Here is a 22,475-nt window from a genome sequence, read left to right on the forward strand (position 1 = left end):
TCACCTCCTCAGGCGCTGGCGGCGAGGGAGGGACGGCCGGACGGCGCGGCGGCCTCGACCGTGACCGGCATGTTGGTCGCCACCGAGCGGCAGATCGCTTCAAGCACGGCGATGTTGCCGACCTTCTGCTCGTCGGTGAACACATAGGGCGCGCCGGTCTCGATCGAGCGGGCGAAGGCTTCGAGATTGGCGCGCACCGTGTCGGTCCACTCATATTCGCGCACATCCCGCCGTCCGTCCTTGTGCTGGACGGTCAGCGTCGTCGGGCCCGGCGTGTCGGGGTGCGTCTGGTTGCGCGCCTCGACCCAGGCCTCGGTGCCGAACACGGTGATGCCGATATAGAGCGGCGTGACCAGAATGGCGTTGAGATAGCCGGTGGCGCCGGACGCGAAGCGCGTGTGGACGGAAACCACATCGCCATTCGGCCGGTCGGTCGCCCGCGTCGAGGTCGCGGCATAGACCTCGCGGATCGGACCGAACAGTTCGAGAAAACCGTCGGTCAGATGAATGCCCATGGCGGTCATGCCGGCGGCGGGAGCGTCCACTGTGGAGGCGCGCCAGTCGGTCTTCGGCACGGCGGCAAGCTTGTCATGGCTGAAATTCGCCTCGACATGCATGATCGTGCCGAGCGCGCCGGACTGCACAAGCTCCTTGATCTGCAGCATGGCGAGCTCGTAGCGCCGCTCATGGCCGATGCCGAGCCGGACACCTGCGGCGCGGCAGGCGGCGACCGAACGTTCGGCGTCGGCACGGGTCAAAGCGAGGGGCTTCTCGCAGAACACATGCTTGCCCGCCTGCGCGACCATGGCGACCTGCGCGGTGTGCAGCGAATGCGGGGTGCACAGGATCACCGCGTCGATCGAGGGATCGGACAGCACGTCGTCCCAGTTCGTGGTGAGCGGGATGCCATGCTCGGCGGCAAAGGCGGCCTGCGCATCCGATGTGTCGATGGCGGCGACGATGCGAAGCTGGTCGGAATCCGCCATGCGACGGATCATGTGCTTGCCCCACCAGCCAAGGCCGGCAATTGCGGCGCGGATCATATGGTCCTCCCCTGCCGCCTTGACCGGCGGCTTCTGATCTTGAGACTGCTATTCGGCGGCTGCGGAGTGGCGCCCGGCATTCACCGCCGGCATCACTTTCTCCGCCATCAGTTCCAGGGAACGTATGGCGAGCTGTTTGTCCGCCCAGTCATGGCCGGCATAGAGCAGGGTTCCGAATTCGCCGATCTCATCCTGAAACGCGGCGAGTTCGTCGGCAACCTTGTCCGGCGTGCCCCAGATGACGAGATCGGACAGCACGCTGTCGACCGTCACCGAGCTGTCCGGCGCGTTCGGGTCGCGCTTGAACAGGTTCGCCCGGCCATTGCTCACCAGCTTGGTCGCCAGCGAGTTGTAATAGGCATAATAGGGGCTGCCGGGCTCGGTCGCGTAGCGCTTCGCCGTGGCGAGATCATCGGCCACGAAGATGCTCTTGGCCACGCGCCAGTTGGCGGGGTCGGCCGGCCGGCCGCCCTTCTCGCAGCCCTCGACATAGCGCGGCCAGTGGGTCTTGACCCAGCAGGGCAGCAGGAAATTCGCCGAGATCGGGTCCCAGCCGCGTTGCGCGGCCTCGGTTACGCCCTTGGAGAACGGCGCGACCGCGGTGATGACGATCGGGGGGTGCGGCGTTTGATAGGGCTTGTGCATCGCCCCCTGTCCGAGCGCGGGGATGTAGGTGCGCTCGGTGGTGATGTTCCAGTACTTGCCTTGCAGATTGTAGGGCGGCTCGCCCGACCAGATGGCGAGGATGTGGTCGATGGCCTCGACGAACATCTCGGTGCGGTTCTTGTCGAGATTACCGAACACTTCGGCATCGGACAGCAGGCCGCCAGGGCTGATGCCCATGAGATAGCGGCCCCTGGCCATGTGATCGAGCATCGCCACCTCGCCGGCCACGCGCGCGGGGTGCTGGTTCGGCAGGTTGATGGTGCCGGAGCCGAGCTTGATGGTCTTGGTCTCGTTCAGCAGCCAGGCGATGAAGATGAGGGAAGAGGTGATGGTCTCGGCGCCGTCGGTCACATGCTCGCCGAAATAGCCCTCGCAGAACCCCAGCTTCTCGGCGATGAGGCAGAATTCCCGGTCCTCCTGCAGCGTCTCGCTCAGCGGACGGTGCAGCGGGTGGATCGGCATGGTGAAAAAGCCGAGTTTCATGATGCGCGTTCCCGGTTCGCGAAAGCGTTGTTCGCGGTGCTGTCATGGGCCGGCGCGTCGGCCGGCAGAGTGGCGGCGCTGCAAAGGGCGCCGGTGGCGAAAATCAGCGGTTCACCGTCGCGATGCGCGGCGCGCAGCACCCGGCCGAGGAAGATGAGATGGTCGCCGGCCTCGATGATCTGCTCGGTGCGGCATTCGAAACGGGCGATCGCCTCCTCGATCAGCGGCGCGCCGTGATCACCGATGCGGTGCGCGACGGTTTCGAACTTGTCCGGCTGCGGCGTCGCGAAATGCCGGCACAGATGCTTCTGGTGCGTGCCCAGCACATTGACCGCGAAATGGCCCGCCATCGTGAAATTCGCGAGGGAAGGGGCCTGCCGGCGCAGGCTCCACAGCACCAGCGGCGGGTCGAGCGAGACCGAGGAGAAGCTGTTGGCGGTCAGCCCTTCGAGCTTTCCGTCGGCCGTGCGCGTGGTGACGACGGTGACCCCGGTGGCGAAGCGCCCGAGCGCCCGTCGGAAATGACCATGATCGTCGCTGGATCGGAAATCGATGACATGTTCGCTCATGAGGACGACGTTAAGGCGGTCGCGCTCGCTGTAGAAATGATATGATATGCTCGCCTCCATCAGGAAACATAATGGCGATGAGCGAGACCCTGCGGGATATCCGACTGTTCGTGGCGGCCTATGAGGAGCGCTCCTTCACCGCCGCCGCCGAGCGGGAAAACGCCACCCAGTCCGGCGTCTCGCAGCACATCCGCAAGATCGAGGACCGCTTCGGGGTGAAGCTCTTCGCGCGCGGTGGCGGCACGGTGCAGCCGACACCGGCCGGCGAGAGCTATTACCGGCACTGCATCGAGCTGCTGCGGCTCAACGAGGCGGCCAATCGCTCGGTGGGCCGGTTCGGCACCGGTCTCGACGGCGAGATGGTGGTGGGCCTGATGCCGACCATGACCCGCTCCGTGCTGGCCCCGGCGCTCGCCCGCTTCGTCGCGTTGCATCCCAATGTCGTGGTGCGCGTGACCGAAGCCTATTCGGCGACCCTCACCCAGCAGGTGCGGGCCGGCGAGCTCGCCTTTGCCATCGTGCCGGCCTCGACCGCGACGGTGGGCGTGAAGACCACGCGCTTCGCCTATACGCCGGAAGTTCTGGTCTCGGCGGCGGACGCGGCGCGGGAGCATATGCGGCCGGTGCGACTGGCCGATCTCGGCCCGTTGAAAGTGGTGGTGCCGAGCGCGCAGAACGCCCGGCGCGCCAGCATCGAAACCTATCTCGCCTCCAACGGCGTCGCGGTGGAGCAGCGGCTCGAACTCGATGCCATGATGGGCACGCTGGACTTCGTCGCCTCGACCGACTGGGTGGCGATCCTGCCCGGGCTGATGATGGCGCAGGAGGTCGAATGGTCGGCCGGAGCGCAGGCCATGCGCCGCTTCACCGTCAATCCGATCGACGCGCCCCCGCTCGGCATCGACCTCGTGCAGATCGAGCCGGCGCGGCGGTCGCTGGACCCGGCCGCGGCGGCCTTTCTCGATATCCTCGCGCAGGAGACCGCGCGGATCGGCCGGGTCTGGGGCGAGCGCGCCGGGCTATATGGAGATGCCGGCGTGTCGTCGTGACCGCCGGTCATCGCGTCGCCGGGCTTGAAGGCCCCGTTGTCGATGGTTTGGGCGTCGGCCGTCGCGGGCTGCCGGGTTCCGTCACACCGGACCGGCAAGCGGGGGAATGGCGAGATCGGCGGCGAGCGTGTCGAGCTGGCGTCGCAGTGCGGCCGGCATCGGCACGCCCTCGCGGGCGCGGGCCTCGCGCAGCACGGCGCGCCGATCGCCGGGAATGCGCACCCCCTCGGTGCCGGGCAGCGGGGTGTCGTTGCGCAGCTCATCGAGCTGCCTCGCCAGCAGCGCCGCGAAGGCTTCCGGCGGCATGAAGCGGGCGACATCCAGCGCCAGGATGAAATGGCCGGTATTGGTTTCGGTCGAGGAATCGGCGTTGAAGTCGACCACCTCGCTGCCGAAGGCCGCGCCGTTCAGCGTGCCGGCGAGCAGGCCGAGCATCAGGGCGAGGCCGGAGCCCTTATAGCCGCCGATCGGCAGCAGCAGGCCTTCCCCGCTGCGCTTGGGGTCGGTGATGGCGCTGCCGTCGGCTTTGCTCACCAGCCAGCCTTCCGGCATTGGAACGTCGTTCAACAGGTGCTTCTTCACCGTGCCATAGGAGACGACGGTGGTGGCGATGTCGAGCAGCACCGGCGGCTTGCCCTCGCCGGCGGGAATGGCGATGGCGAGCGGGTTGGTGCCTAGCAGGGACGAGGTGCCGCCCCAGATCGCCATATGGTTGGAACTCGCGACCACCGAGTAGATGCCGACCATGCCGCGCCTTGCCAGCATGTCGACATAGAGCGAGGCCGGGCCGGCATGGTTGGAACGGCGCACGCCGACCCAGGCGACACCGATCTCGCGGGCCATCGCGACGGCGGTGTCGGCCGCGGTTGACATCACCAGGTGACCCATGCCGTTGTCGCCATCGACCAGCGCGACGCCGGGGGCGGATCGCGCGACGGAAATGGTCGGGGTCGGATTGACCGCGCCACCCTTCAGCCGCCGCACATATTGCGGCAGGCGGAAGATGCCGTGGCCGTCGGCGCCGGTAAGGTCGGCCTCGACCATGAGGGTGGCGACGCGCTGCGCGTCCGTGGCCGGCAGGCCGCACACCCGCATCGCGTCGGTGATCAGGCGTTCAAGCGCGGCCGGGGGTAGAGTGGCGGGGGCGCCGGAATCCGGCTTCACGGCGGCATTCATTGGGGCGTACCTGCGGAAGGGGTTTTCGGGCCTGCCGAATGTTCGGAAGCGATGGAGCGGGTCTCGCCGCTTGCCGTCAGGGTGCGGGTGGCCGCGACATCGGCATAGGTCCAGAAGATGGCGAGCGGCGCGCTGTCCGAGGCGTTGCGGAAGCGGTGCGGCACATCAGGGGGAATCCACGTCGTGTCGTGCTGCGACAGCGCATAGGTGACGCCGTCGATCTCGAACACCGCGTCGCCTTCGAGGATGATCACGCTCTCCTCGCAATTATGGCTGTGCAGCGGAATGGAGGCGCCCGGCCCGAAGCGGGTGATGCCGTTGAGCAGCTTCTGCGAGCCGATCTCGGCGGTGACGAGCCGGACAGTGCGGGCACCGCCGCCACGCTCGGTCACGGGCAGGTCGTTCGGGCGCAGGATGGCGGGGGCGGGGGGCAGCGTGCTCATGCGTTCACCGCCTTGCGGGTCTGCGCGTCGAGGCCGAACCAGCCGGCGGCGGTGCTGCCGAGGATCGCGGTCTCGTCCGCTTTCGACAGGCCGGCGGCGCGGACCTGCCGGGCGCCTTCCAGCGTGCCCATGTCGAACGGGTAGTCGCTGCCCAGCAGCACATGATCGGCACCGAACGTATCGGTGAGATAGCGCAGCGCCGGGCCGAAATGGGTCAGCGTGTCGAAATACAGCCGCCGGATCGACACTTCCGGGCTCTCGCTGATGAAGCGCCGGCATTCCGGCCGCTCCTTCCAGCCATGAATCATGCGGCCGGTCTGGAACGGCAGAAAGCCGCCGCCATGCACCAGGCAGATCTTCAGGTCGGGGTAGCGCTCCAGCACGCCGCCGAACACCAGCGAGGCCGCCGCGATGGTGGTTTCCAGCGGGTTGCCGATCAGGTTCTTGAGATAGAATTCGTTGGTGCGGTTCGCGGCCGCGGTCTTCTGCGGATGGATCAGGATGAAGGCGCCGAGTTCCTCGGCGGTGGCCCAGACCGGTTCCAGCGCCGGATCGTCGAGGTTCTTGCCTTCGATATGCGAGCCGATCTGCGCGCCTTTCAGCCCCAGCTTGGTCACCGCGCGCCGCAATTCGTCCGCCGCGCGGGCGGGATCCTGCATCGGCAGGGTGGCGATGCCGAGGAACCGGGTCGGGTGGCGCCGCGCCAGATCGGCAATCGCCTCGTTCTGAATCTGGCACAGCGCCCCGGTCAGCGCCGCCTCGCGCTCATAAAGGAAGGTCTGCGGGCAGTTGGAGAGCACCTGAAGATCGAAGCCGGCATGATCGAGATCGGCCAGGCGCCGGTCGAGATCCCAGCCGCCGCGCGGAAACGGCCGCTGCACGATGTCGCCGACCTTCAGGACGCCGCCCTCTTCGTCGACCTCCGAGAGTGTCGGCCCGATCTCGGGCGCCTCGCGCCGCATGCGGGCCATCATGTCCTCGGTGAGGATATGGGCGTGAACGTCGATGACGGGAGCGGCAGGCGCGAGAGGGGTCATGCTTATATCCTAGTCAGAGGAATGCGACAGGGCCTCGGCGACGCCGGCACGGCGCGCCGCGCGGCGGGCGAGGAGAAAGCTGAGCAGGGGCAGGCAGAGCGAGCCGATGACCAGCAGGGCCAGCACGGCGGAGAGCGGGCGCTGCACGAAGATCGCCGCGCTGCCTTCCGACAGCATCAGGCTCTGGCGCAGCGCGCTTTCCATCATCGGCGCCAGCACCACGGCGAGCACCAGCGGCGCCCGCGGTATGTCGGCACGGATCATGAGATAGCCGATCATGCCGAACAGCAGCGTCAGTCCGACATTGAACAGGCTGAGGCTGATGGCGTAGGCGCCGACCAGCGACACGATGAGGATGCCGGCGACGAGATAGGAATAGGGGATGCGCAGCACGCTCGCGAATAGCGGGGCGAGCGGCAGGTTCATGATGAGCAGGATCGCATTGCCGATGAACATCGACGCGATGAGGCCCCAGACCAGATCGGCCTGCTCGGTGAGCAGCATCGGCCCCGGCCGGATGCCGAGCAGCACCAGCGCGGCGAGCAGCACGGCGGTCGAGGCCGAGCCGGGAATGCCGAGCGCGAGCATCGGGATCATCGCGCCATGCGCCGCCGAATTATTGGCGGATTCCGCAGCGGCCACGCCATCGAGCGCGCCATGGCCGAATTTCTCCGGGTGGCGGCTCGCCTTCTTCTCCACGACATAGGCGAGCAGCGCCGCAACCGTCGGCCCCGCGCCGGGCATCAGCCCGATGATGAGGCCGATGAAGCCGCCGCGCGCGATCGCCATCCGGCATTCCGCCCAGTCCCTGCTCGTCAGCCACATATCCTTGAGCCGGGTGCGGATGACCTGACCGGACTGGGTCTGCTCCATCGACACCAGGATCTCGGCGATGCCGAACACGCCGATGGCGACGGGAAGGAAATCGATGCCTTCCAGCAGATCCAGCGAGCCGAAGGTGAGCCGCGACGTGCCCTGGATCGGGTCGGTGCCGACAAGGGCGATCATCAGGCCGAGCGTGGCGCCGATCATCGCCTTGAGCGCCGAGCCGGTGCCGAGGCTCGCCGTGGCGGTGATGCCGAGCAGCGCCAGCAGGAAATATTCCGGCGCGGAGAAATTGAGCGCGAAGGAACTGAGCGCCGGGGTGAGGAACACCAGCGCGGTGACGGAGCCGATGCCGGCGAGGAACGAGCCGATGGCCGCCACGGCCAGCGCCTGCCCGGCGCGCCCCTGCTTCGCGAGCTGGTTGCCGTCGATCGCGGTCATGACGCTCGCGGCTTCGCCGGGCACGTTCACCAGCACCGAGGTGAGCGTGCCGCCATACATGCCGCCATACATGATGCCGGACAGCATCACGAGCGCGGTGACGGGATCGAGGCCGAAGGTGATGGGCAGCAGCAGCGCCATGCCGGCCGATGGCCCGATGCCGGGCAGCGCGCCGATGAGCTGGCCGAGCGTGACGCCGATCAGCACGAACAGCAGGTTGGTGGGCGTAAGCGCGACGGCGAAACCGTTGGCGAGCGAGACGAGTGCGTCCATGTGCGGTCCCTCGCCTCAGATGCCGAGCGGGCCGGTCGGCAAAGCGATGCCGAGCCACGCGATGAAGACGCCATAGACCAGCCCGACCACGATCACGGTGGTGAACAGGCTGGCCATGACCGGGCGCCGCTCGATGCCGAGCAGCAGGAACAGACAGAACAGGACGCTGGCGGTGACGAAGCCCAGCGACGGGATCAGCAGCACCATCAGCCAGAGCCCGCCGGTGAGCGCGCCAATGCGCAGGAGGCCGGACCGACCGGGGAAGCTGTGAGGCTCGGTGCTGTCCTCCATCACCGATGTGACGAGCAGGCCGAGCCCCAGAACGACGCCGATGACGCCGACCCAGAACGCGGCGAAGGACGAGCCGGGAGCAAAGTCCGCCCAATAGGGCAACTGCCATGTCCCGAGCAGCACCACGGCGGAGAGGACGAGCAGCACCAGCGCGGCGATGATGTTGGTTGAGCGCATGCCGAACCCTTGCGTGACGACGGAGAATGGCGGGCCGGGGATCGCCCGGCCCGCCGGGTCAGCTTCTCATTGCACTGTCGTCTGCTTGGCGAGGCCGAGATCGCGCAGCAGGGCGAGGTGCTCGTCATGCAGTTTCTGCATGTAGGGCTTCACCTGGGCGGCCGGGATCATCTGGCTGCGCAGGAAGTTCTCCTTCAGGCTCGCCTGCCATTCCGGGTTGGCGACCAGCTTGGCGATGGCGTCGTCCCAGAACTTCACGGTCTCGGCGTCGAGGCCGGGCGGGCCGGCGAGGCCCCAGGCCTGACCCCACACCACGTCGTAGCCCTGCTCCTTCGCGGTCGGGATGTCCTTAAGCTCGGGCGCGGTGCGGCGCTCGCTGGCGAGGATGGCGATGATCCGCGCCTTGCCGGCCTTCACCAGAGGCAGGGCCTCGCCCGGCGTCAGGGTCATGAAGTCGACATTGCCGCCGAGGAAGGCCGCCTGCGCGGCGCCGCCGCCGTCGAACGGCACATAGTTCAGCTTCACCTTGCCGGCCTTTTCGACCAGGCCGGACACCATATGGTCGGTCGAGCCCGACTGGGCGCCGGCGACCTTGACCGAGCGCTCGCGCTTGGCGGCCAGCTCGACGAGCTGCTTCATGTCCTTGATCGGCGAGCTTTCCGGGACGACCAGAACCAGATCGCCCTGGATGAACATGCTGATCGGGGTCAGCTTGTCATAGAGCGTCGGCAGGCCCTGCGTGATCGGCGTGGTCAGGATCGGCTGGGCGATGCACAGCACGACGTTGCGGTCGCCCTGCTTGCCCATGACGAAATTGCCCGCGACCATCCACGAGCCGCCGGTGCGGTTCTGCACCACCAGCGGGTTGGTGATGATCTTCTGCTCGTTGAGGATCTTGGCGGCACGGCGCATCAGCACATCAGGCGTGCCACCCGGGCTGGTGCCCGTGGTGATTTCGATCGGGCCGGTGGGGGCGCCCTGCGCCTGCAGGGCGGTGGGCGCGGCGAGGCAGGCGGCGCCAAGCGCGAACGCGATGGCGGTGTGCTTCAGGCGCAGATGAAGCGGCACGTGCGGCCGCCTCTCAGTGTGTGTCTGGATCATGTGGCGTTCCTTCCCAGGCTTGCGGCGGCACAGCGTCTTTTGACGTCTTGTGGTGCAGAGGAAATGGCGACTATCCGGTGATGTCAAGTTAAAATGAAATAAATACGCTCGATGATCCATGTCGAAACGGCATTGGTATAGTACAAATCGGCATTGATTATGTATGTGCGATGTAAAGTATCCAATTCATGTTGTGTTCTAATGTCTGGCTGCCATTGGCGCGCGGTCTGACAGCGCGCCCCTTGGTCCGGAGGTGCGTTGGTCTCTCGGTCAACTGGAGCGCTTTTGGCGCTCGAATCAGAAATTGACGGTCGATATTCTTTGAAGGAGAAATTTCACGTGCTAATATAAGAAAAATAAAACGAAGTCCGGAGGAAGCAGAAATGTCAGCACTACTGACAAAGTTCGTGAATTATGTATACCAATGCTTGATCGTTACTGGAGCGTCGCACTGTATCGTGGCCGATGAGGGCGCGGCGGTGGGCCGTTCCAGAGGGCGCGATCCGGCATCAAGCGGCGTTTCCCATCGCGAGGGTGTCCAGACTCCGCTGTAGCGCGGCGGGCGGTATGTTGCGGGTGATGAAAACGATCCGCGTGGTGTGGTCCGCGCTCGGCCACGCTTCCAGCTGCACCGGCGGATGCAGCACGTTCTGCACCGCGTGGACGACGAGAGGCGCCGCTTCGCCGCGCAGCGCCACGATGCCCTTCATGCGCAGGAGATCGCGGCCGCGCAGCGAGAGGATGGCGCGCAGCCATCCGCGCAGCGCCTCACGGCTGACCGGACGATCCAGCGTGATCGCGAAGGCCTGGATGCCCTTGTCGTGGTGGGAAGGACTATGCCCGGCCGGTGCGTGGGGCGCGTGAGCGGCTGCGAAAGCGGCTTCGTTCAGCCAGCCCAGCACGTCGCCACTGTCGCGCGTCGGTGCCCGCGCGGCGTGGGCGAACAGATCGTCCGGGGCGATGTGTCCCTGAACCACGGTCAGGATTTCAGCGCCGGGATTTATCGCTCTCAGCCGCTCGCGCAGCGTTGCGATCGCCTCCGGCGTGGCGAGATCGGATTTAGTGAGCACCAGCACATCCGCGAGCCCCACCTGATGCCGTGATTCCTCGAACTCGTCGAGCTGGCCGGCGCCATTGGCGGCATCCACCGTGGTGATCACCGCGCGCAGCGCGAAGCGCTCCGTCAGCGTGCGCTCGGTCAGGAACATCTGCACCAGCGAGGCCGGGTCCGCCAGGCCCGTGGTTTCGACGACGATGCGCGAGAAGGCCGGCACCTCACCCCGCGCCGCTTTGCCGGTCAGGTCGTCCAGCGTGTCCACAAGGTCGCCGCGCACGGTGCAGCAGATGCAGCCGCTTTGCAGCACGACCGTGTTCTCGATCGAACTCTCGACCAGCAGATGGTCGATGGCGACATCGCCAAACTCGTTGATGATCACCGCGCTGTCCGCCATGCCGGGATCGCGCAGCAAATGGTTCAGCAGCGTGGTCTTGCCGCTGCCGAGAAAGCCGGTGATCAGCACGACGGGGATCATGGCGACGTCTCCCCCTAGAGGTCGAGTTCCAGGATATAGAGCCCGCCCGCGTGACGGTCGGCGCAATAGACGATGCCGTTCTCGTCGACATAGACCTCGTTGATCTGGGTCGCGGGCACGCGCGCACCGGGCGCCGCGGCGGGCACGAACGCCCCGACCTCGCGCGGGATCAGCGGGTCGCTGATGTCGTGGATGCGCAGGCCGCCATTGAACAGCGTCGAGAACAAAAGGGTCTCGGAATGCAGCGCCGTCTCGCGCGGCGGGTTCTCATGCAGATTATGGCAGCCGAACCGGCCGCCCTTGCGGGAATATTCGTCGAAGGAGGGCATGGGCAGCGTCGAAAGCGGCACCGGGTTGTCCTCGCAGCGTATGTCGAGGAGCCAGGTGAGCTTCGGCCAGTCGAAGCCGTCATCATGGATGCACTCATGGCTTGCGACCGCCAGATCGCGGCCGAACAGCGGCATCAGCGTATGTGCGAAGCCCGGGAAGGGCGGATTGGGGCTGAATCGGGAGATGACGGTCGGGCGCGACTTGTCCGAAATGTCCATCACGAAGAAGCCGCCGTCGATATAGCCGACATAGGCGCGGTCCGGACGGGCCGGATAGACATTGGTGTTGTGGCAGCGAATGCCGGTGTCGATCTTCAGGCGCGGCGGCGGCGGGGCGTCATCGCCTTCCGCCGTGCCGGGCATCCACCAGCGGCCCGCCTCGACCGGCTTCGAGGGATTGCGCACGTCGATGATGCGGTAGGGCTGGTCGTCGAGCGGGTTGCGCGGGGTGAAGTCGGGCGCCCCGGCGGCGCAGTGGACGAATTCGCCATCGACGAACCAGACCTGATGCACACCGCGCGAATGCGGGCCGGAGCAGTCGAAAAAGCTGACGGAGCGCGGATGCTCCGGCACGGAGATGTCGAACAGCTCGATGCCGGCCGGCTGCGCGCCGTGCTCATAGGTCTGATAGGCCACCGCCATCAGATTGCCCGAGGTCTCCAGCGAGTTCGAGCGCACCCGGTTATGCGGCAGATCCGTCTGGACGATCACCTTGGGGCGGCCCGGATCGGTAACGTCGACGCCGGTGAAGTTCTTCGGCGGGCCTTCATGCGCCAGCCAGAGAATGCGGCGGCCGTCCGGTGCCTTCTGGAGCGACATGCCCTCGCCGATGCCGCCGAAGCCGGCGATCGGATCATGAGCGATCAGCTTCATGCCGTGGATCAGGTCGATCTTAACGTCGGCAACCCTGGTGTGGTCGAGCATGCACGGTCCTCCCGGATGGACCCACGCGGACACGACCCGTCGAACGGTCCTTCTGATTGTTAATCAGAAAAATGTTCGAACAAAGCTGCTATGTCAATAAAGATGATTGTTGTTTGTTCGCTGCTCGGCTAGTTCCCGTCGTCGCCATTGCCCGCCGAGAGGCTCCGGGACACCTCCTCATAGTTGCGGACCACCACCTCGACACTGCCCTGAAAATGCTCGGCGAGCACGGCGGTGGCGCGCTCCGCGTCGCGGGCGATCGCGGCTTCCGCGATGGTGCGATGCTGGTCGCGCACGCGTTTCAGCAGTTCCTGCGACGAGGAGGTGACGACGATCACGCCGCGCCGATAGCGCTGGAAATGATCGGACAGCGCCCCGCAGAAATGCAGCAGCCAGGGCGAGTCGCAGGCGGCGATCAGGCTGTAATGGAAGCGGTCGTGCCGCAGCTCCCATTCGTCCACCGTCTTGCGGTCCTCGACCGAATGCGGCACCGGCGTGCGCTCCAGCCGGTGCAGGGCGGCAAGAATCTCCGCCTCCCAATCCTCGTCGCCACGGGCGATGGCGCGGCGCAGGGCGTTGCAGCTCAACTCGGTGCGCAGCGCGCACAGATCATGCAGGTCCGACAGCGAGAGCGGGGCGACGGTGTAGCCACGGTGGCCTTCGAAACGCACCAGCTGGTCGGACACCAGACGCGACAGCGCCTCGCGCAGCGGCGCGATGCCGACCCCATAGATCGCGCTGAGCTGGCGAAAGCGCAGCCGCTCGCCGGGCTTGAGATGTCCGGCGATCAGGTCGCGGCGCAGCCGGGCGTAAATCTCGATGCCGAGCGTTGTCGATTCGTCGTCCGCGACTGCGACGGGCTGAAGGGACACAGGGCACTCTCCACGGCTACAATTACCGGTGGATCATACGCGCGGGGGACGTTCGATCAAAGTGAAGATGTTCGAGGCGCGCTTGGCCAATCGTCTAGCGCTTGGCGTTATCCTCGGTTTCCTGATCGGCGAGTTGCGTCAGAACCGGGCCGACGCCGGCGAGGAAGGTGTCGACCGCATTGCGGATCATGGTCGGCCGGTCGACAGGCATCGGGAACTGGTACACGATCTCGCGGACGCCGTAATAGAAGATGCCGCCCTGGAGGGTCCAGGCCAATTCGACCTCTTCCGGCCTCGGCGGTTCGGACCCGCTGAGCCCGAAACTCTGCCGGGTCGCCAAGGCGATGGGCCGGAGGATTTCGCTCTCCACCTTCGCCGCATAGCGCCGGTTGATGTCGACGCCGCGCAGCCCCGCGAAGATGTAGATGCGGATCCATTCCGGCGTGAAGATGGTGCGCGTGTAGTCCTCATAGAAGCGGACGATGCGCTCGCGGATCGGACGGCTCTCGTCCATCAGCCCCTCGCGCCATTCGCTCTTCCAGCGATTGACGTAGATCTCCTGGTAGACGGCGGCGATCAGGTCGTCCTTGCTGGGGAAATAGCGGTAGAGCAGCGGCTGGGTCACGCCGAGGCGCTGGGCGAGTTCGCGGGTGCCGGCTTCGAACCCGACCTCCGCGAACAGCTCGATGGCCTTGCGGACGAATTCGCGATGCCGGTCCTCGGGCTTGTTGCGGGTGCGCCGGGCCGCGCGAACCGGGCCGGCGGCCTCAGCGGAGGGAGATGACGAGCCGTCCATTGATCTTGCGTCGATATCCTTGTCGCGGCCGTGTCTCACACGGCCGGGTTGTCGGCTTCCATACCGAGCGCAAGGCGGCCGAAAGCGGCGTTTGCGACATCGGTGCTGAAGGCGATATGGGCGCTTATAGCATGGGCGTCGCGAAAGCGGCGCTGCGCGCTGCCCGAGAGATAGAGCGCCTGCGCGCCGCCTGCGCCATTGATTTCGTCCACCGCCTGCGTCGTCAAGCCGGTGGCGAAGGCCAGATCCCGGCGATAGGCGAATTTCGTCACCGGGTCGGGGACATGCCCGCGCGCGGCATCGCGCATCGCCTCCTGACAGATCGCCAGCATCATGCGCCGGGCGTGGGACAGCCGGGTCGCGGCGCTGCCAATGTGAATCTGCACGCTCTGCAGTTCGGCCAGCCGCGCGCCGCTGTAGCGCGCCGCCCGCATGCGGGTGGACGCGACGTGATCGGTGAGCGCGCCTTCGCCATTGCCGAGCCCGACACCCGAGAGGATGGCCGGGAACAGGGCGAACACCGGCAGGCGGTAGAGCGGCGCGGGATGCCGCTCGGCGCCCGGCGTGCCCCCGCCTTTCAGATGCGCGACGGAGACGGTCATCTCCTCCGGCACGAAAACCTCTTCGCACACCACGTCGTTGGAGCCGGTGCCCTTGAGCCCCGTGACCTGCCACGTATCGAGAATCCGATAGTCCGTGCGGGGGAGCAGGAACACGCGGTGGTCCGGCGCCGCGCCGTCCTCGCGCACGATGCCGGCGAGCATGTTCCAGCCGCAGACATCGACGCCCGAGGAGAAGGGCCAGCGCCCGGAAAGCACATAGCCGCCCGGCGCCTTGGCGACCCTGGCGGCGGGAAAGACGAAGGAGGAGGCGATCAGCGCGTCGCGGTCCTCGTTCCAGACGCGGTCCTGCGCGGCCGGCGGGAACATGGCCAGCATCCAGTGATGGCTGGCGAGGTTGGTGAGGTTCCACGCCGTCGAAGCGCAGCCGGCGGCGAGCGCGGCGCCGATGGTGATCAGGCTTTCATAACCGAGTTCGGCGCCGCCGACCGCCTGCGGCTGCAGCATCCGGTAGAGGCCGCTCTCATGCAGATCGCGCTCGCTCTCCGGTGGCAGGCGCCGCAAATCCTCGGTGCGCGGGGCGCGTTCGGCAAACACCGAGGCGAGCTCGACGGCGCGCCCGAGCAGTTCATCGTGGCGTCGCTCCACCGGCGAGCGGGCGAGGGCGGGCGCCGAGATCGTGTCGCGCATCACCGCCTCCCTCACACGCGCCGGCGGCGGTCGAGGTAAAGGGTCGCCTCAAGATTTTCGCCGACCTGTTCAAAGCGGTCGGCGAGGCGCTTGAGCTCGGGAATCCGCGAGGTGTCGAGGCTGGAAACATCCGGCCAGTCGACCTCGACGAGATTGCCGCCGGGGTCGCGCAGATAAAGCTGCACCGTGCCGTCGGGCATCTCGTTCACGCCATTGCCGAAGGTCGTGTGGTCGATGAGGCCCGAGTCGCGCGCCCGTTCATACACGCCCATGAAGTCGTCCACGTTGAGAGCGAAATGCTGGTAGTGCGGCGTGGTGTCGGGCAGGCCGAAGATGTGCAGCTGCTGGTTTCCGCAGCGCAGATACTGGGTGCGGAAGCCGAAATTATAGGTCGGGATGATCTCCATCCCGAACAGCTCGACATAGAAGCGGACGGACTCCTCGACATCGCGGGCGCCGATCGAGAGATGGTTCAGGCCGGTGGCGGGCATGGCGTTCGCTCTGCTTTTAATTATCGAATGATAAATAACATGGGCTGAGGGACCCCGGCAAGGCTTGACACTTATCGGCGATCTAGTTTTCACTCGATAAATAAGAGCAGATAGCGATGGGCCGCGCCGAGCCTCGCCGCTCGCGTGAATGTTTGGCCCCGCGCGGCGCCAGGAGGAAAACATGCCCCGCCATTTGAAGACCGCCCGTTCCAGCGCGGAGCGGGCCGACGCCGATGCGCAGGTACGCGCCACGGTCGAGACCATCCTGAAGGAGATCGAGACCGGCGGCGACGCGGCGGTCCGCGCCTATTCCGAGTGTTTCGACAAATGGTCGCCGGCGAGCTTCAGGCTGTCCGAGCCGGAGATCGAAGCGGCGCTGTCGAAGGTCTCGAAATCCGATCTCGACGACATCCGCTTCGCCCAGGCACAGGTGCGCAACTTCGCCCAGAAGCAGCGCGCCTGCATCACCGACCTTGAGGTGGAAACCCTCCCGGGCGTGGTTCTCGGCCACCGCAATGTGCCGGTGGAGCGTGTCGGCTGCTATGTGCCGGGCGGCAAATATCCCATGGTCGCCTCTGCCCATATGAGCGTGGTCACCGCCAAGGTCGCCGGCGTGAAGAGCGTCGTGGCGGCGGCCCCGCCCTTCCACAACGGACCGCATCCCGCCATCGTCGCGGCGATGCATCTGGCGGGAGCCGACGAGATTCTCGTGCTCGGCGGCGTTCAGGCCGTGGCCGCGATGGCGCTCGGCACCGAGACGGTCGCCCCGGTCGACATGCTGGTGGGGCCGGGCAACGCCTTCGTCGCCGAGGCCAAGCGTCAGCTTTATGGCCGCGTCGGCATCGACCTGTTCGCCGGCCCGACCGAGACGCTGGTGATCGCCGACGACACCGTCGATGCCGAGATCTGCGCGACCGATCTTCTGGGGCAGGCCGAACACGGGCCGACCTCACCGGCCGTGCTGCTCACCACGTCCGAGACGCTGGCGCGCGCGACCCTGGCGGAAATTGAGCGACTGCTCGACATCCTGCCGACCCGCGAGATCGCCTCGGCGTCCTGGCGCGATTTCGGCGAGGTGATCGTCTGCGACAGCCTCGACGAGATGGTGGCGGAAGCCGACCGCATCGCATCCGAGCATGTGCAGGTTATGACCGCCGACCCCGACTACTTCCTGAACAACATGCGCAATTACGGCGCGCTGTTCCTTGGCCCGCGCACCAATGTCGCCTATGGCGACAAGGTGATCGGCACCAACCACACGCTGCCGACCAAGAAGGCGGCGCGCTACACCGGCGGGCTCTGGGTCGGCAAATTCCTCAAGACCTGCACCTATCAGAAGGTGACCAGCGACGCGGCGAGCGCGGAAATCGGCGCGTACTGCTCGCGGCTCTGCGTGCTCGAAGGCTTCCTCGGCCATGCCGAGCAGGCCAATGTCCGGGTGCGCCGCTATGGCGGCGGCAATGTCGACTATGCGGCGGCGGCGGCCCCCGGGGTCGGGTGATGCCGGCCTGCCGCGCCCCTCGGATTCCCTCTGCCATGCCCGGAGCCGCAGCATGAGTCTTCTCAGCGAACGCGCGCCTTATCTCGCCTTTCCGGACCGGCCGCGCCTGCATCTGCCCGATGATGCCCGCGTCGCGGTGTGGATCATCGTCAATGTCGAGGAATGGTCCATCGCCCGGGCCATGCCGCGCACCGTGCTGCCGCCGCCCATGGGTCAGCCGCTGATGCCCGATCTGCCCAACTGGGCCTGGCATGAATACGGCATGCGGGTCGGCTTCTGGCGGCTGCTCAAAGCCATCGAATCCCGCGGGCTGCGCGCCACTTTCGCGGTGAACGGCCATGTCTGCCGTTCCTATGAGCGGGTGGCGCGGGCGGCGCGCGATGCCGGCTGGGAGTTCATGGGCCACGGCTATGTGCAGCAGCCCATGCATCAGGCGGAGGACCAGCGCAAAGCAATCTTCGACACGGTGGAGGCGATCCGCGATTTCACCGGCCGCCCGCCGCCGGGCTGGGAGAGTCCTGGCCTTACCGAAAACGAGGCGACGCTCGACCTGCTGAAGGAGGCGGGCGTCGGCTATGTCGCCAATTGGGTGATCGACGACCTGCCGCTGGAACTCGCCACCGCCCATGGGCCGATGCTGTCGGTGCCCTATTCGGTGGAGACCAACGACATCGTCGTGCATGCCGTGCAGCATCAGCCTTCCGACGCCTTTCTGCGCCGCTGCACGCTGCAGTTCGACCGGTTGTGGGAGGAGGGCGCGGAGAACGCCAAGGTGATGGCGATCAGCACCCACCCCTATCTCACCGGCGTGCCGCACCGTATCGGCTATTTCGAACAGCTGCTGGACTATGTGCGGACCCGGCCGCAGGTGGCGATGATGACCGGCGAGGCGATCGCCGATTGGTATCGCACGGCGAGCCGTTAAGGCGTGCTCTAGAAGCTCGGCAGCCGGGGCGCTCCGGGCGCGATGGGCAGCACATTGTCGCGCCAGAAGCCGTTGCCGCGCTCGCCGAGCAGTTCGGCGAAGAGGTCGGGTCGGCTAAGATCGGCGGCGCTGATCCTGCGCACCACTATCCCCGCAGCGGCGAGGTGTTCCTGCCGCCGGCGCTCGGCCGACGGAAGCAGGGGCGAGGGGTCGAAAAGCACCGCCAGCGCGGTCTCGCCCAGCCACAGGAACATGTCCACCGGGATCTGCACCCCAGCGGCCAGCGGCACCAGGGCGCGCGGCAGCGGCAGGGGGGCGGCGTAGAGCACGTCCTCCGGCGCGAAGAGCCCGGCCATCCCGCCCAAACGCTCGTCGATCTCCTCGCGATGGCGGGCGATGAGCGAGCGCAGATGCGCGAAATAGACGTCGATGAACAGGCCGGCGCTGCGGTTCCAGCCACCCGCCAGCCGCTTCAGATGCTCGGCCAGCCGCACATCCGTCGGCGTGGTCTCCTGTCCGATCGCGGGCGGTGGCAGATCGAGCGCCTCGTCATTGAGACGCAGCAATTCCCCCGGACGCACGGGCATCCGGAGGAAACCGTCGAGGGAGCCATTGGCCGGTGCCTTCTCGACGCCATAGGCGACGAGCGGCGGCGCGCCGGCGAGGGTGGGTAGACGGCCCGTCACCGCCGGCTCTCGGGATGCCAGACCAGCAGGCGGCGGCGGACGATTTCGAGACTCTTCACCACGATGAAACCGAGAAGGATGATCTGGACGATGCCAGCGAACACGCCGACCGAGTCGGCGAAGCGCCCGGCCATGATCATCGAGCCGCCCACCCCGCGTCCACCCATCAGCATCTCTGTGACGATGGTAGTGATCATGCCGGTCGGCAAGGCGACCTGGAGGCCGGTGATGATCTGCGGCATGGCCATGGGCAGATACACCTCCCACAGCAAGGCGCGCTCCCTGGCGCCCAGCGACCGGGCCGACCAGATCGGCCATTTGTCGAGGCCGGAGCAGCCGGCATAGGTGGCCGCGACGATCGGGAAGAAGCAGGAGAACGCCACCATGATGATCTTCGACGTGTCGTAAATGTCGAACCACAGGATGAAGATCGGCAGAAAGGCGATCTTCGGCATCGGGAAGCCGACGGACACCAGCGGGTCGAGGAACCAGCGCATCACCGCCGAGCGCGCCATGAGAATGCCGGCGGGAATGCCGATCGCCGCGCCGATGACGAAGCCGAGCAGGGCCCGATAGAGCGTGAGGCCGAGATCGACCAGCACGGTGCCCGCGAGCACATCCTCCCAGATCCGCCCCAGCACCACGCTAAGTGGCGGCAGCAGGAAAGGATTGAGCGCGCCGAAGCGTGCGCCGAACTCCCAGATGCCGGCAAGCAGGGCGACCACCGCGATCTGAACGAGGGTGTCGACCGTCTTCGCTGAGACCGCGCGTGCCGGACGCGGCGCCGTCACCTTCCCGGCGGGCCTGTCGGGAGCGATGTCGCGGGCCTGAGCCATGGTCATCACGCCTCCCTCCAGCGCAGCGAACGCCGGGCGAACATCGCGTACAGGCGATCCGCCGCGAAACCGATGCCGGCGACGAAAAAGATGGCGGCGAACATGGCCGGATACTGACCGCCATCGCCGAGCGAGGAAATCATGAAGCCGACGCCGTCGGTGGCGATGACGAATTCCGAGCTCACCATCAGGATGAAGGAGAAGGCGAGCGCGGTGCGGCAGCCGTTGAGAATGTCCGGCATCGCCCCGCGCAGCACCACTTCACGCAGCACGTCGAAGCGCGAGGCACCGAGGCTTGCCGCCGACCACAGCAGGAACGGGTTGACGCCTCGCGCGCCATTATACGTGCCGACCACGACCGGGAGCAGGCAGCCGAGAAAGATCAGCAGGATCTTGGAGGAATCCCCGAGGCCCAGCCAGATCATGACCACGGGGATCAGAGCGGATTTCGGCATGGGATAGAAGATCTGCACGATCGGATTGACCAGCAGCCGGGCGGGGCGGAACTGCGCCATCATCAGCCCGACGATCACGCCCACAATCACCGCACCGCCCAGTCCTGCCGCCGCGCGGCTGATCGAGCGGGCGGTGTTGTAGGGCAGGTCGCCATTGACCAGCATCTCGACGAAGGCGGAAAACACCTCGCCGAGCCCCGGCAGCATCTGCTGCGAGACGATGCCACTGAGGCCCAGGAACTCCCAGAAGAACGCCAGCAGAAGAAGCGGCGAGAAGCGGAACGCCGTGTCGATGAGGGTGTAGCCAAAGTCGGCGGAGCGCCGCCGGCCGGCGGAGATGTCGCTCATCAATGCACCCCCCGCGTCGCCGCCACTGCCTGCTCGCGCACGAGACGCCAGATGTGCTCGCTGAGCCCGATGAAGTCGCGATTTTCGAGGATTTCCTCGCCGCGCTCCTTGGGCAGGTTGACATCGATGACGTGCTGGATGCGGCCCGGCCGCGCGCTCATGATCGAGATGCGGTCGGCGAGGAACACCGCTTCCTGCACGTCATGGGTCACGAACACCACGGTCTTGCGGCTCTCGCGCCAGATCGCGCGCAGCTCTTCCTGCATCACGCGCCTTGTCTGGGCGTCGAGCGCGCCGAACGGTTCGTCCATCAGCAGGATACCCGGATCGACCGCGAGCGTGCGGGCGATGGCGGCGCGCTGCTGCATGCCGCCGGACAGCTGCGAGGGGTAGGCGTTCTCGAAGCCGCTGAGATGCACCATGTCGATATAGTGCTGGGCGCGTGGCCCGCGCTCGGCGCTGGGATAGCCGGCTTTCTTCAGACCGTAGAGTACATTGTCCTTCACCGTCTTCCACGGGAACAGCGCGAAGTTCTGGAACACGATGCTGCGGTCCGGCCCCGGCGCCGTCACCGGGCCGGCGGCGGTGGAGATGGTCCCGGATTGCACCGGGATGAAGCCACCGACCAGATAGAGCAGCGTGCTCTTGCCGCAGCCCGAGGGGCCGAGCAGGCAATGGAACTCGCCATCGCCGATTTCGAGATTGATGCCGTCCAGAGCCAACACCCCGCCGCCCTGCCCGCCATAGCTGTGCGACACATCGCGGATCGAGATGCCGCTGGCGAGATGGGCGCCCTGTCGCGGGGCGGCCGATGCGTCGGTCCTGCTCATTGGCTCGCCTCGATCCGCTTCTGTGCCTCCTTGACGAAGCTGAGGTCGACATAATCGGGTTCGACCTTGATGCCGCGCTGGGCGAGGCCGAGATCGACCGCAATATCGATGCTTTCCTGAATCGCCTTCACATTCGGCACCATGAAGGGATCGCGGAAATAGTCTTCGTTGGTGAACAGGTAGCTCAGCGACTCCGGCGGCTGCTGCATGAAGTTGGCGATGATCTTCACCGCCTCGTCATGGTTCTTCGGGTCGGTGAACCAGCGCACGGCGCGCACATGGTCCTCGAAGAAGTCCATCATCGCCGGGCGGTTATCCGCGAGGAATTTGCCATTGGCGACGAGAAAGACGAGCTGCGACGGCCCCATCGCATCCTTGGAGGTGAACAGCACCTTGTAATTGCCGGTGGCCAGCAGCTGCTTCGACATCGGCTGCAGCACGGTGCCGAGGTCGATCTTCTTCTCGTCGAGCATCGCCGGGATGTTGGGGAAGGCGACCTCGACCATCGTGTAGTCGCGCTTGTCCTGCATGTTGTTCTTGCGGAACATGGCGCGGATGCCGGTGTCGGACGCCGAGCCGATGGCGTTGGTGCCGACCCGCTTGCCCTTCATGTCGGCGATGCTGTTGATGCCGGAATCGGCGCGGACCATGAAGGTCTCGCTGTGGCTGTCGCCGACGCCGTCCTGGATGATGTCGGCCACCACCTTCACGTCGAGCCGGGCATTGGTCGCGGCGAGCGCGAGCACCAGCGGGCCGAAGGCGGCCATGTCGATCTCGTTCGCCGCCATGGCGGTGATCTGCGGCGAGGACCCGCGGAACCGAATGGGCTCCACCGTGTAGCTTTTGCCGTAATATTTGAGGATGTCCGGCTTGCTGTAGAGCACCGGAATGAGATGGCCCGGCATGGTGGACCAGCCGATGCGGATCTTGACCGGGTCCGCCTTTGCCGGGGTCAGCCCGCCGGGGGCGAGGATGAGGGCCGCCATCGCGGCCGCGAGCGCCAGGGCGCCGCGTCGTGTTGCCATGATCGTTTTCTCCCGATGCGCCCGGGCTTTGGCCGGATCACGTGTTTCTGAGCAGAGAAGATCGGGGCGTCCCACGGACTCCGCGCGGGAGAGGCGAGCGT

At 66.5% G+C, this 22,475-nt stretch carries 23 protein-coding genes; 3 read left to right on the forward strand and 20 right to left on the reverse strand.

Annotated elements, in window-relative coordinates; genetic code table 11:
* Positions 1–8 precede the first annotated feature (8 nt).
* From K9D25_RS08255 to K9D25_RS08265, 3 genes are read right to left on the reverse strand one after another with little or no spacing between them, the layout of a single operon-like run.
* The gene (locus K9D25_RS08255) at positions 9–1,043 is read right to left on the reverse strand and encodes a Gfo/Idh/MocA family protein (protein WP_244450368.1); all 1,035 of its coding nucleotides are present in this window, start codon (positions 1,041–1,043) and stop codon (positions 9–11) included.
* A gap of 48 nt (positions 1,044–1,091) precedes the next feature.
* Positions 1,092–2,192: an LLM class flavin-dependent oxidoreductase gene (locus tag K9D25_RS08260; protein WP_244450369.1), complete on the reverse strand. Its 1,101-nt coding sequence runs from the start codon at positions 2,190–2,192 to the stop codon at positions 1,092–1,094.
* The gene (locus K9D25_RS08265; RefSeq protein ID WP_244450370.1) at positions 2,189–2,761 is read right to left on the reverse strand and encodes a flavin reductase family protein; all 573 of its coding nucleotides are present in this window, start codon (positions 2,759–2,761) and stop codon (positions 2,189–2,191) included. The genes K9D25_RS08260 and K9D25_RS08265 overlap by 4 nt, the downstream gene beginning before the upstream one ends.
* Before the next feature lie 77 nt (positions 2,762–2,838).
* Between K9D25_RS08265 and K9D25_RS08270 the strand changes: the two genes are divergently transcribed.
* Positions 2,839–3,810: a LysR family transcriptional regulator gene (locus K9D25_RS08270; RefSeq protein ID WP_244450371.1), complete on the forward strand. Its 972-nt coding sequence runs from the start codon at positions 2,839–2,841 to the stop codon at positions 3,808–3,810.
* Positions 3,811–3,891: 81 nt separating this feature from the next.
* Here K9D25_RS08270 and K9D25_RS08275 read toward each other — a convergent pair whose 3' ends face one another.
* The 12 genes from K9D25_RS08275 to K9D25_RS08330 form a co-directional block, all read right to left on the reverse strand.
* A complete protein-coding gene (locus K9D25_RS08275) occupies positions 3,892–4,986 on the reverse strand; it encodes an Ldh family oxidoreductase (protein WP_244450372.1) in 1,095 nt (364 codons plus the stop codon).
* A complete protein-coding gene (locus tag K9D25_RS08280; protein ID WP_244450373.1) occupies positions 4,983–5,429 on the reverse strand; it encodes a cupin domain-containing protein in 447 nt (148 codons plus the stop codon). The genes K9D25_RS08275 and K9D25_RS08280 overlap by 4 nt, the downstream gene beginning before the upstream one ends.
* Positions 5,426–6,466, reverse strand: coding sequence for an amidohydrolase family protein (locus tag K9D25_RS08285; protein ID WP_244450374.1), 1,041 nt, complete (start codon positions 6,464–6,466; stop codon positions 5,426–5,428). Before K9D25_RS08285 ends, K9D25_RS08280 begins: the two co-directional genes overlap by 4 nt.
* Before the next feature lie 9 nt (positions 6,467–6,475).
* Entirely contained in the window at positions 6,476–8,005 is a 1,530-nt protein-coding gene (locus K9D25_RS08290) for a tripartite tricarboxylate transporter permease (protein WP_244450375.1), read from the reverse strand.
* Positions 8,006–8,020: 15 nt separating this feature from the next.
* A complete protein-coding gene (locus K9D25_RS08295) occupies positions 8,021–8,473 on the reverse strand; it encodes a tripartite tricarboxylate transporter TctB family protein (RefSeq protein WP_244450376.1) in 453 nt (150 codons plus the stop codon).
* Positions 8,474–8,539: 66 nt separating this feature from the next.
* On the reverse strand, positions 8,540–9,574 hold the full coding sequence (locus K9D25_RS08300) for a Bug family tripartite tricarboxylate transporter substrate binding protein (protein WP_244450377.1): 1,035 nt from the start codon (positions 9,572–9,574) through the stop codon (positions 8,540–8,542).
* 509 nt (positions 9,575–10,083) lie between these two features.
* Positions 10,084–11,106 (reverse strand): CobW family GTP-binding protein, encoded by a 1,023-nt coding sequence (locus tag K9D25_RS08305; RefSeq protein ID WP_244450378.1) that lies wholly within the window; start codon positions 11,104–11,106, stop codon positions 10,084–10,086.
* A 14-nt stretch (positions 11,107–11,120) separates the two neighbouring features.
* Positions 11,121–12,359 carry an LVIVD repeat-containing protein gene (locus tag K9D25_RS08310; RefSeq protein ID WP_244450379.1) on the reverse strand — a complete coding sequence of 413 codons (1,239 nt, stop codon included), beginning with the start codon at positions 12,357–12,359 and terminating at the stop codon, positions 11,121–11,123.
* 128 nt (positions 12,360–12,487) lie between these two features.
* The gene (locus tag K9D25_RS08315) at positions 12,488–13,231 is read right to left on the reverse strand and encodes an FCD domain-containing protein (RefSeq protein WP_244450380.1); all 744 of its coding nucleotides are present in this window, start codon (positions 13,229–13,231) and stop codon (positions 12,488–12,490) included.
* Positions 13,232–13,325: 94 nt separating this feature from the next.
* Entirely contained in the window at positions 13,326–14,027 is a 702-nt protein-coding gene (locus K9D25_RS08320) for a TetR/AcrR family transcriptional regulator (protein WP_244450381.1), read from the reverse strand.
* A gap of 35 nt (positions 14,028–14,062) precedes the next feature.
* Entirely contained in the window at positions 14,063–15,277 is a 1,215-nt protein-coding gene (locus K9D25_RS08325) for an acyl-CoA dehydrogenase family protein (RefSeq protein ID WP_244450382.1), read from the reverse strand.
* Between the two features lie 11 nt (positions 15,278–15,288).
* Entirely contained in the window at positions 15,289–15,768 is a 480-nt protein-coding gene (locus tag K9D25_RS08330) for a VOC family protein (RefSeq protein ID WP_244450383.1), read from the reverse strand.
* 181 nt (positions 15,769–15,949) lie between these two features.
* Here K9D25_RS08330 and hisD point away from each other — a divergent pair, with 181 nt between their 5' ends.
* Positions 15,950–17,269, forward strand: a complete 1,320-nt coding sequence (gene hisD / locus K9D25_RS08335; protein ID WP_244450384.1) for a histidinol dehydrogenase — start codon at positions 15,950–15,952, stop codon at positions 17,267–17,269.
* 52 nt (positions 17,270–17,321) lie between these two features.
* Entirely contained in the window at positions 17,322–18,194 is an 873-nt protein-coding gene (locus tag K9D25_RS08340; RefSeq protein ID WP_244450385.1) for a polysaccharide deacetylase family protein, read from the forward strand.
* Positions 18,195–18,202: 8 nt separating this feature from the next.
* Here K9D25_RS08340 and K9D25_RS08345 read toward each other — a convergent pair whose 3' ends face one another.
* From K9D25_RS08345 to K9D25_RS08365, 5 genes are read right to left on the reverse strand one after another with little or no spacing between them, the layout of a single operon-like run.
* Entirely contained in the window at positions 18,203–18,880 is a 678-nt protein-coding gene (locus tag K9D25_RS08345) for a hypothetical protein (protein WP_244450386.1), read from the reverse strand.
* On the reverse strand, positions 18,877–19,722 hold the full coding sequence (locus K9D25_RS08350; protein WP_244450387.1) for an ABC transporter permease: 846 nt from the start codon (positions 19,720–19,722) through the stop codon (positions 18,877–18,879). The genes K9D25_RS08345 and K9D25_RS08350 overlap by 4 nt, the downstream gene beginning before the upstream one ends.
* Positions 19,722–20,519, reverse strand: coding sequence for an ABC transporter permease (locus K9D25_RS08355; RefSeq protein ID WP_244450388.1), 798 nt, complete (start codon positions 20,517–20,519; stop codon positions 19,722–19,724). The genes K9D25_RS08350 and K9D25_RS08355 overlap by 1 nt, the downstream gene beginning before the upstream one ends.
* Positions 20,519–21,349: an ABC transporter ATP-binding protein gene (locus tag K9D25_RS08360; protein WP_244450389.1), complete on the reverse strand. Its 831-nt coding sequence runs from the start codon at positions 21,347–21,349 to the stop codon at positions 20,519–20,521. The genes K9D25_RS08355 and K9D25_RS08360 overlap by 1 nt, the downstream gene beginning before the upstream one ends.
* On the reverse strand, positions 21,346–22,374 hold the full coding sequence (locus tag K9D25_RS08365) for an ABC transporter substrate-binding protein (RefSeq protein ID WP_244450390.1): 1,029 nt from the start codon (positions 22,372–22,374) through the stop codon (positions 21,346–21,348). The genes K9D25_RS08360 and K9D25_RS08365 overlap by 4 nt, the downstream gene beginning before the upstream one ends.
* Between the last annotated feature and the right edge of the window lie 101 nt (positions 22,375–22,475).

It is taken from the genome of Ancylobacter polymorphus (genome assembly GCF_022836935.1).
GTDB lineage: Bacteria > Pseudomonadota > Alphaproteobacteria > Rhizobiales > Xanthobacteraceae > Ancylobacter > Ancylobacter polymorphus_A.

Coding starts and splice junctions, on each gene's coding strand:
- K9D25_RS08255 (WP_244450368.1), bottom strand. CDS start 1,043: ATGATCCGCGCCGCAATTGCCGGCCTTGGCTGGTGGGGCAAGCACATG.
- K9D25_RS08260 (WP_244450369.1), bottom strand. CDS start 2,192: ATGAAACTCGGCTTTTTCACCATGCCGATCCACCCGCTGCACCGTCCG.
- K9D25_RS08265 (WP_244450370.1), bottom strand. CDS start 2,761: ATGAGCGAACATGTCATCGATTTCCGATCCAGCGACGATCATGGTCAT.
- K9D25_RS08270 (WP_244450371.1), top strand. CDS start 2,839: ATGAGCGAGACCCTGCGGGATATCCGACTGTTCGTGGCGGCCTATGAG.
- K9D25_RS08275 (WP_244450372.1), bottom strand. CDS start 4,986: ATGAATGCCGCCGTGAAGCCGGATTCCGGCGCCCCCGCCACTCTACCC.
- K9D25_RS08280 (WP_244450373.1), bottom strand. CDS start 5,429: ATGAGCACGCTGCCCCCCGCCCCCGCCATCCTGCGCCCGAACGACCTG.
- K9D25_RS08285 (WP_244450374.1), bottom strand. CDS start 6,466: ATGACCCCTCTCGCGCCTGCCGCTCCCGTCATCGACGTTCACGCCCAT.
- K9D25_RS08290 (WP_244450375.1), bottom strand. CDS start 8,005: ATGGACGCACTCGTCTCGCTCGCCAACGGTTTCGCCGTCGCGCTTACG.
- K9D25_RS08295 (WP_244450376.1), bottom strand. CDS start 8,473: ATGCGCTCAACCAACATCATCGCCGCGCTGGTGCTGCTCGTCCTCTCC.
- K9D25_RS08300 (WP_244450377.1), bottom strand. CDS start 9,574: ATGATCCAGACACACACTGAGAGGCGGCCGCACGTGCCGCTTCATCTG.
- K9D25_RS08305 (WP_244450378.1), bottom strand. CDS start 11,106: ATGATCCCCGTCGTGCTGATCACCGGCTTTCTCGGCAGCGGCAAGACC.
- K9D25_RS08310 (WP_244450379.1), bottom strand. CDS start 12,359: ATGCTCGACCACACCAGGGTTGCCGACGTTAAGATCGACCTGATCCAC.
- K9D25_RS08320 (WP_244450381.1), bottom strand. CDS start 14,027: ATGGACGGCTCGTCATCTCCCTCCGCTGAGGCCGCCGGCCCGGTTCGC.
- K9D25_RS08325 (WP_244450382.1), bottom strand. CDS start 15,277: ATGCGCGACACGATCTCGGCGCCCGCCCTCGCCCGCTCGCCGGTGGAG.
- K9D25_RS08330 (WP_244450383.1), bottom strand. CDS start 15,768: ATGCCCGCCACCGGCCTGAACCATCTCTCGATCGGCGCCCGCGATGTC.
- hisD (WP_244450384.1), top strand. CDS start 15,950: ATGCCCCGCCATTTGAAGACCGCCCGTTCCAGCGCGGAGCGGGCCGAC.
- K9D25_RS08340 (WP_244450385.1), top strand. CDS start 17,322: ATGAGTCTTCTCAGCGAACGCGCGCCTTATCTCGCCTTTCCGGACCGG.
- K9D25_RS08350 (WP_244450387.1), bottom strand. CDS start 19,722: ATGACCATGGCTCAGGCCCGCGACATCGCTCCCGACAGGCCCGCCGGG.
- K9D25_RS08355 (WP_244450388.1), bottom strand. CDS start 20,519: ATGAGCGACATCTCCGCCGGCCGGCGGCGCTCCGCCGACTTTGGCTAC.
- K9D25_RS08360 (WP_244450389.1), bottom strand. CDS start 21,349: ATGAGCAGGACCGACGCATCGGCCGCCCCGCGACAGGGCGCCCATCTC.
- K9D25_RS08365 (WP_244450390.1), bottom strand. CDS start 22,374: ATGGCAACACGACGCGGCGCCCTGGCGCTCGCGGCCGCGATGGCGGCC.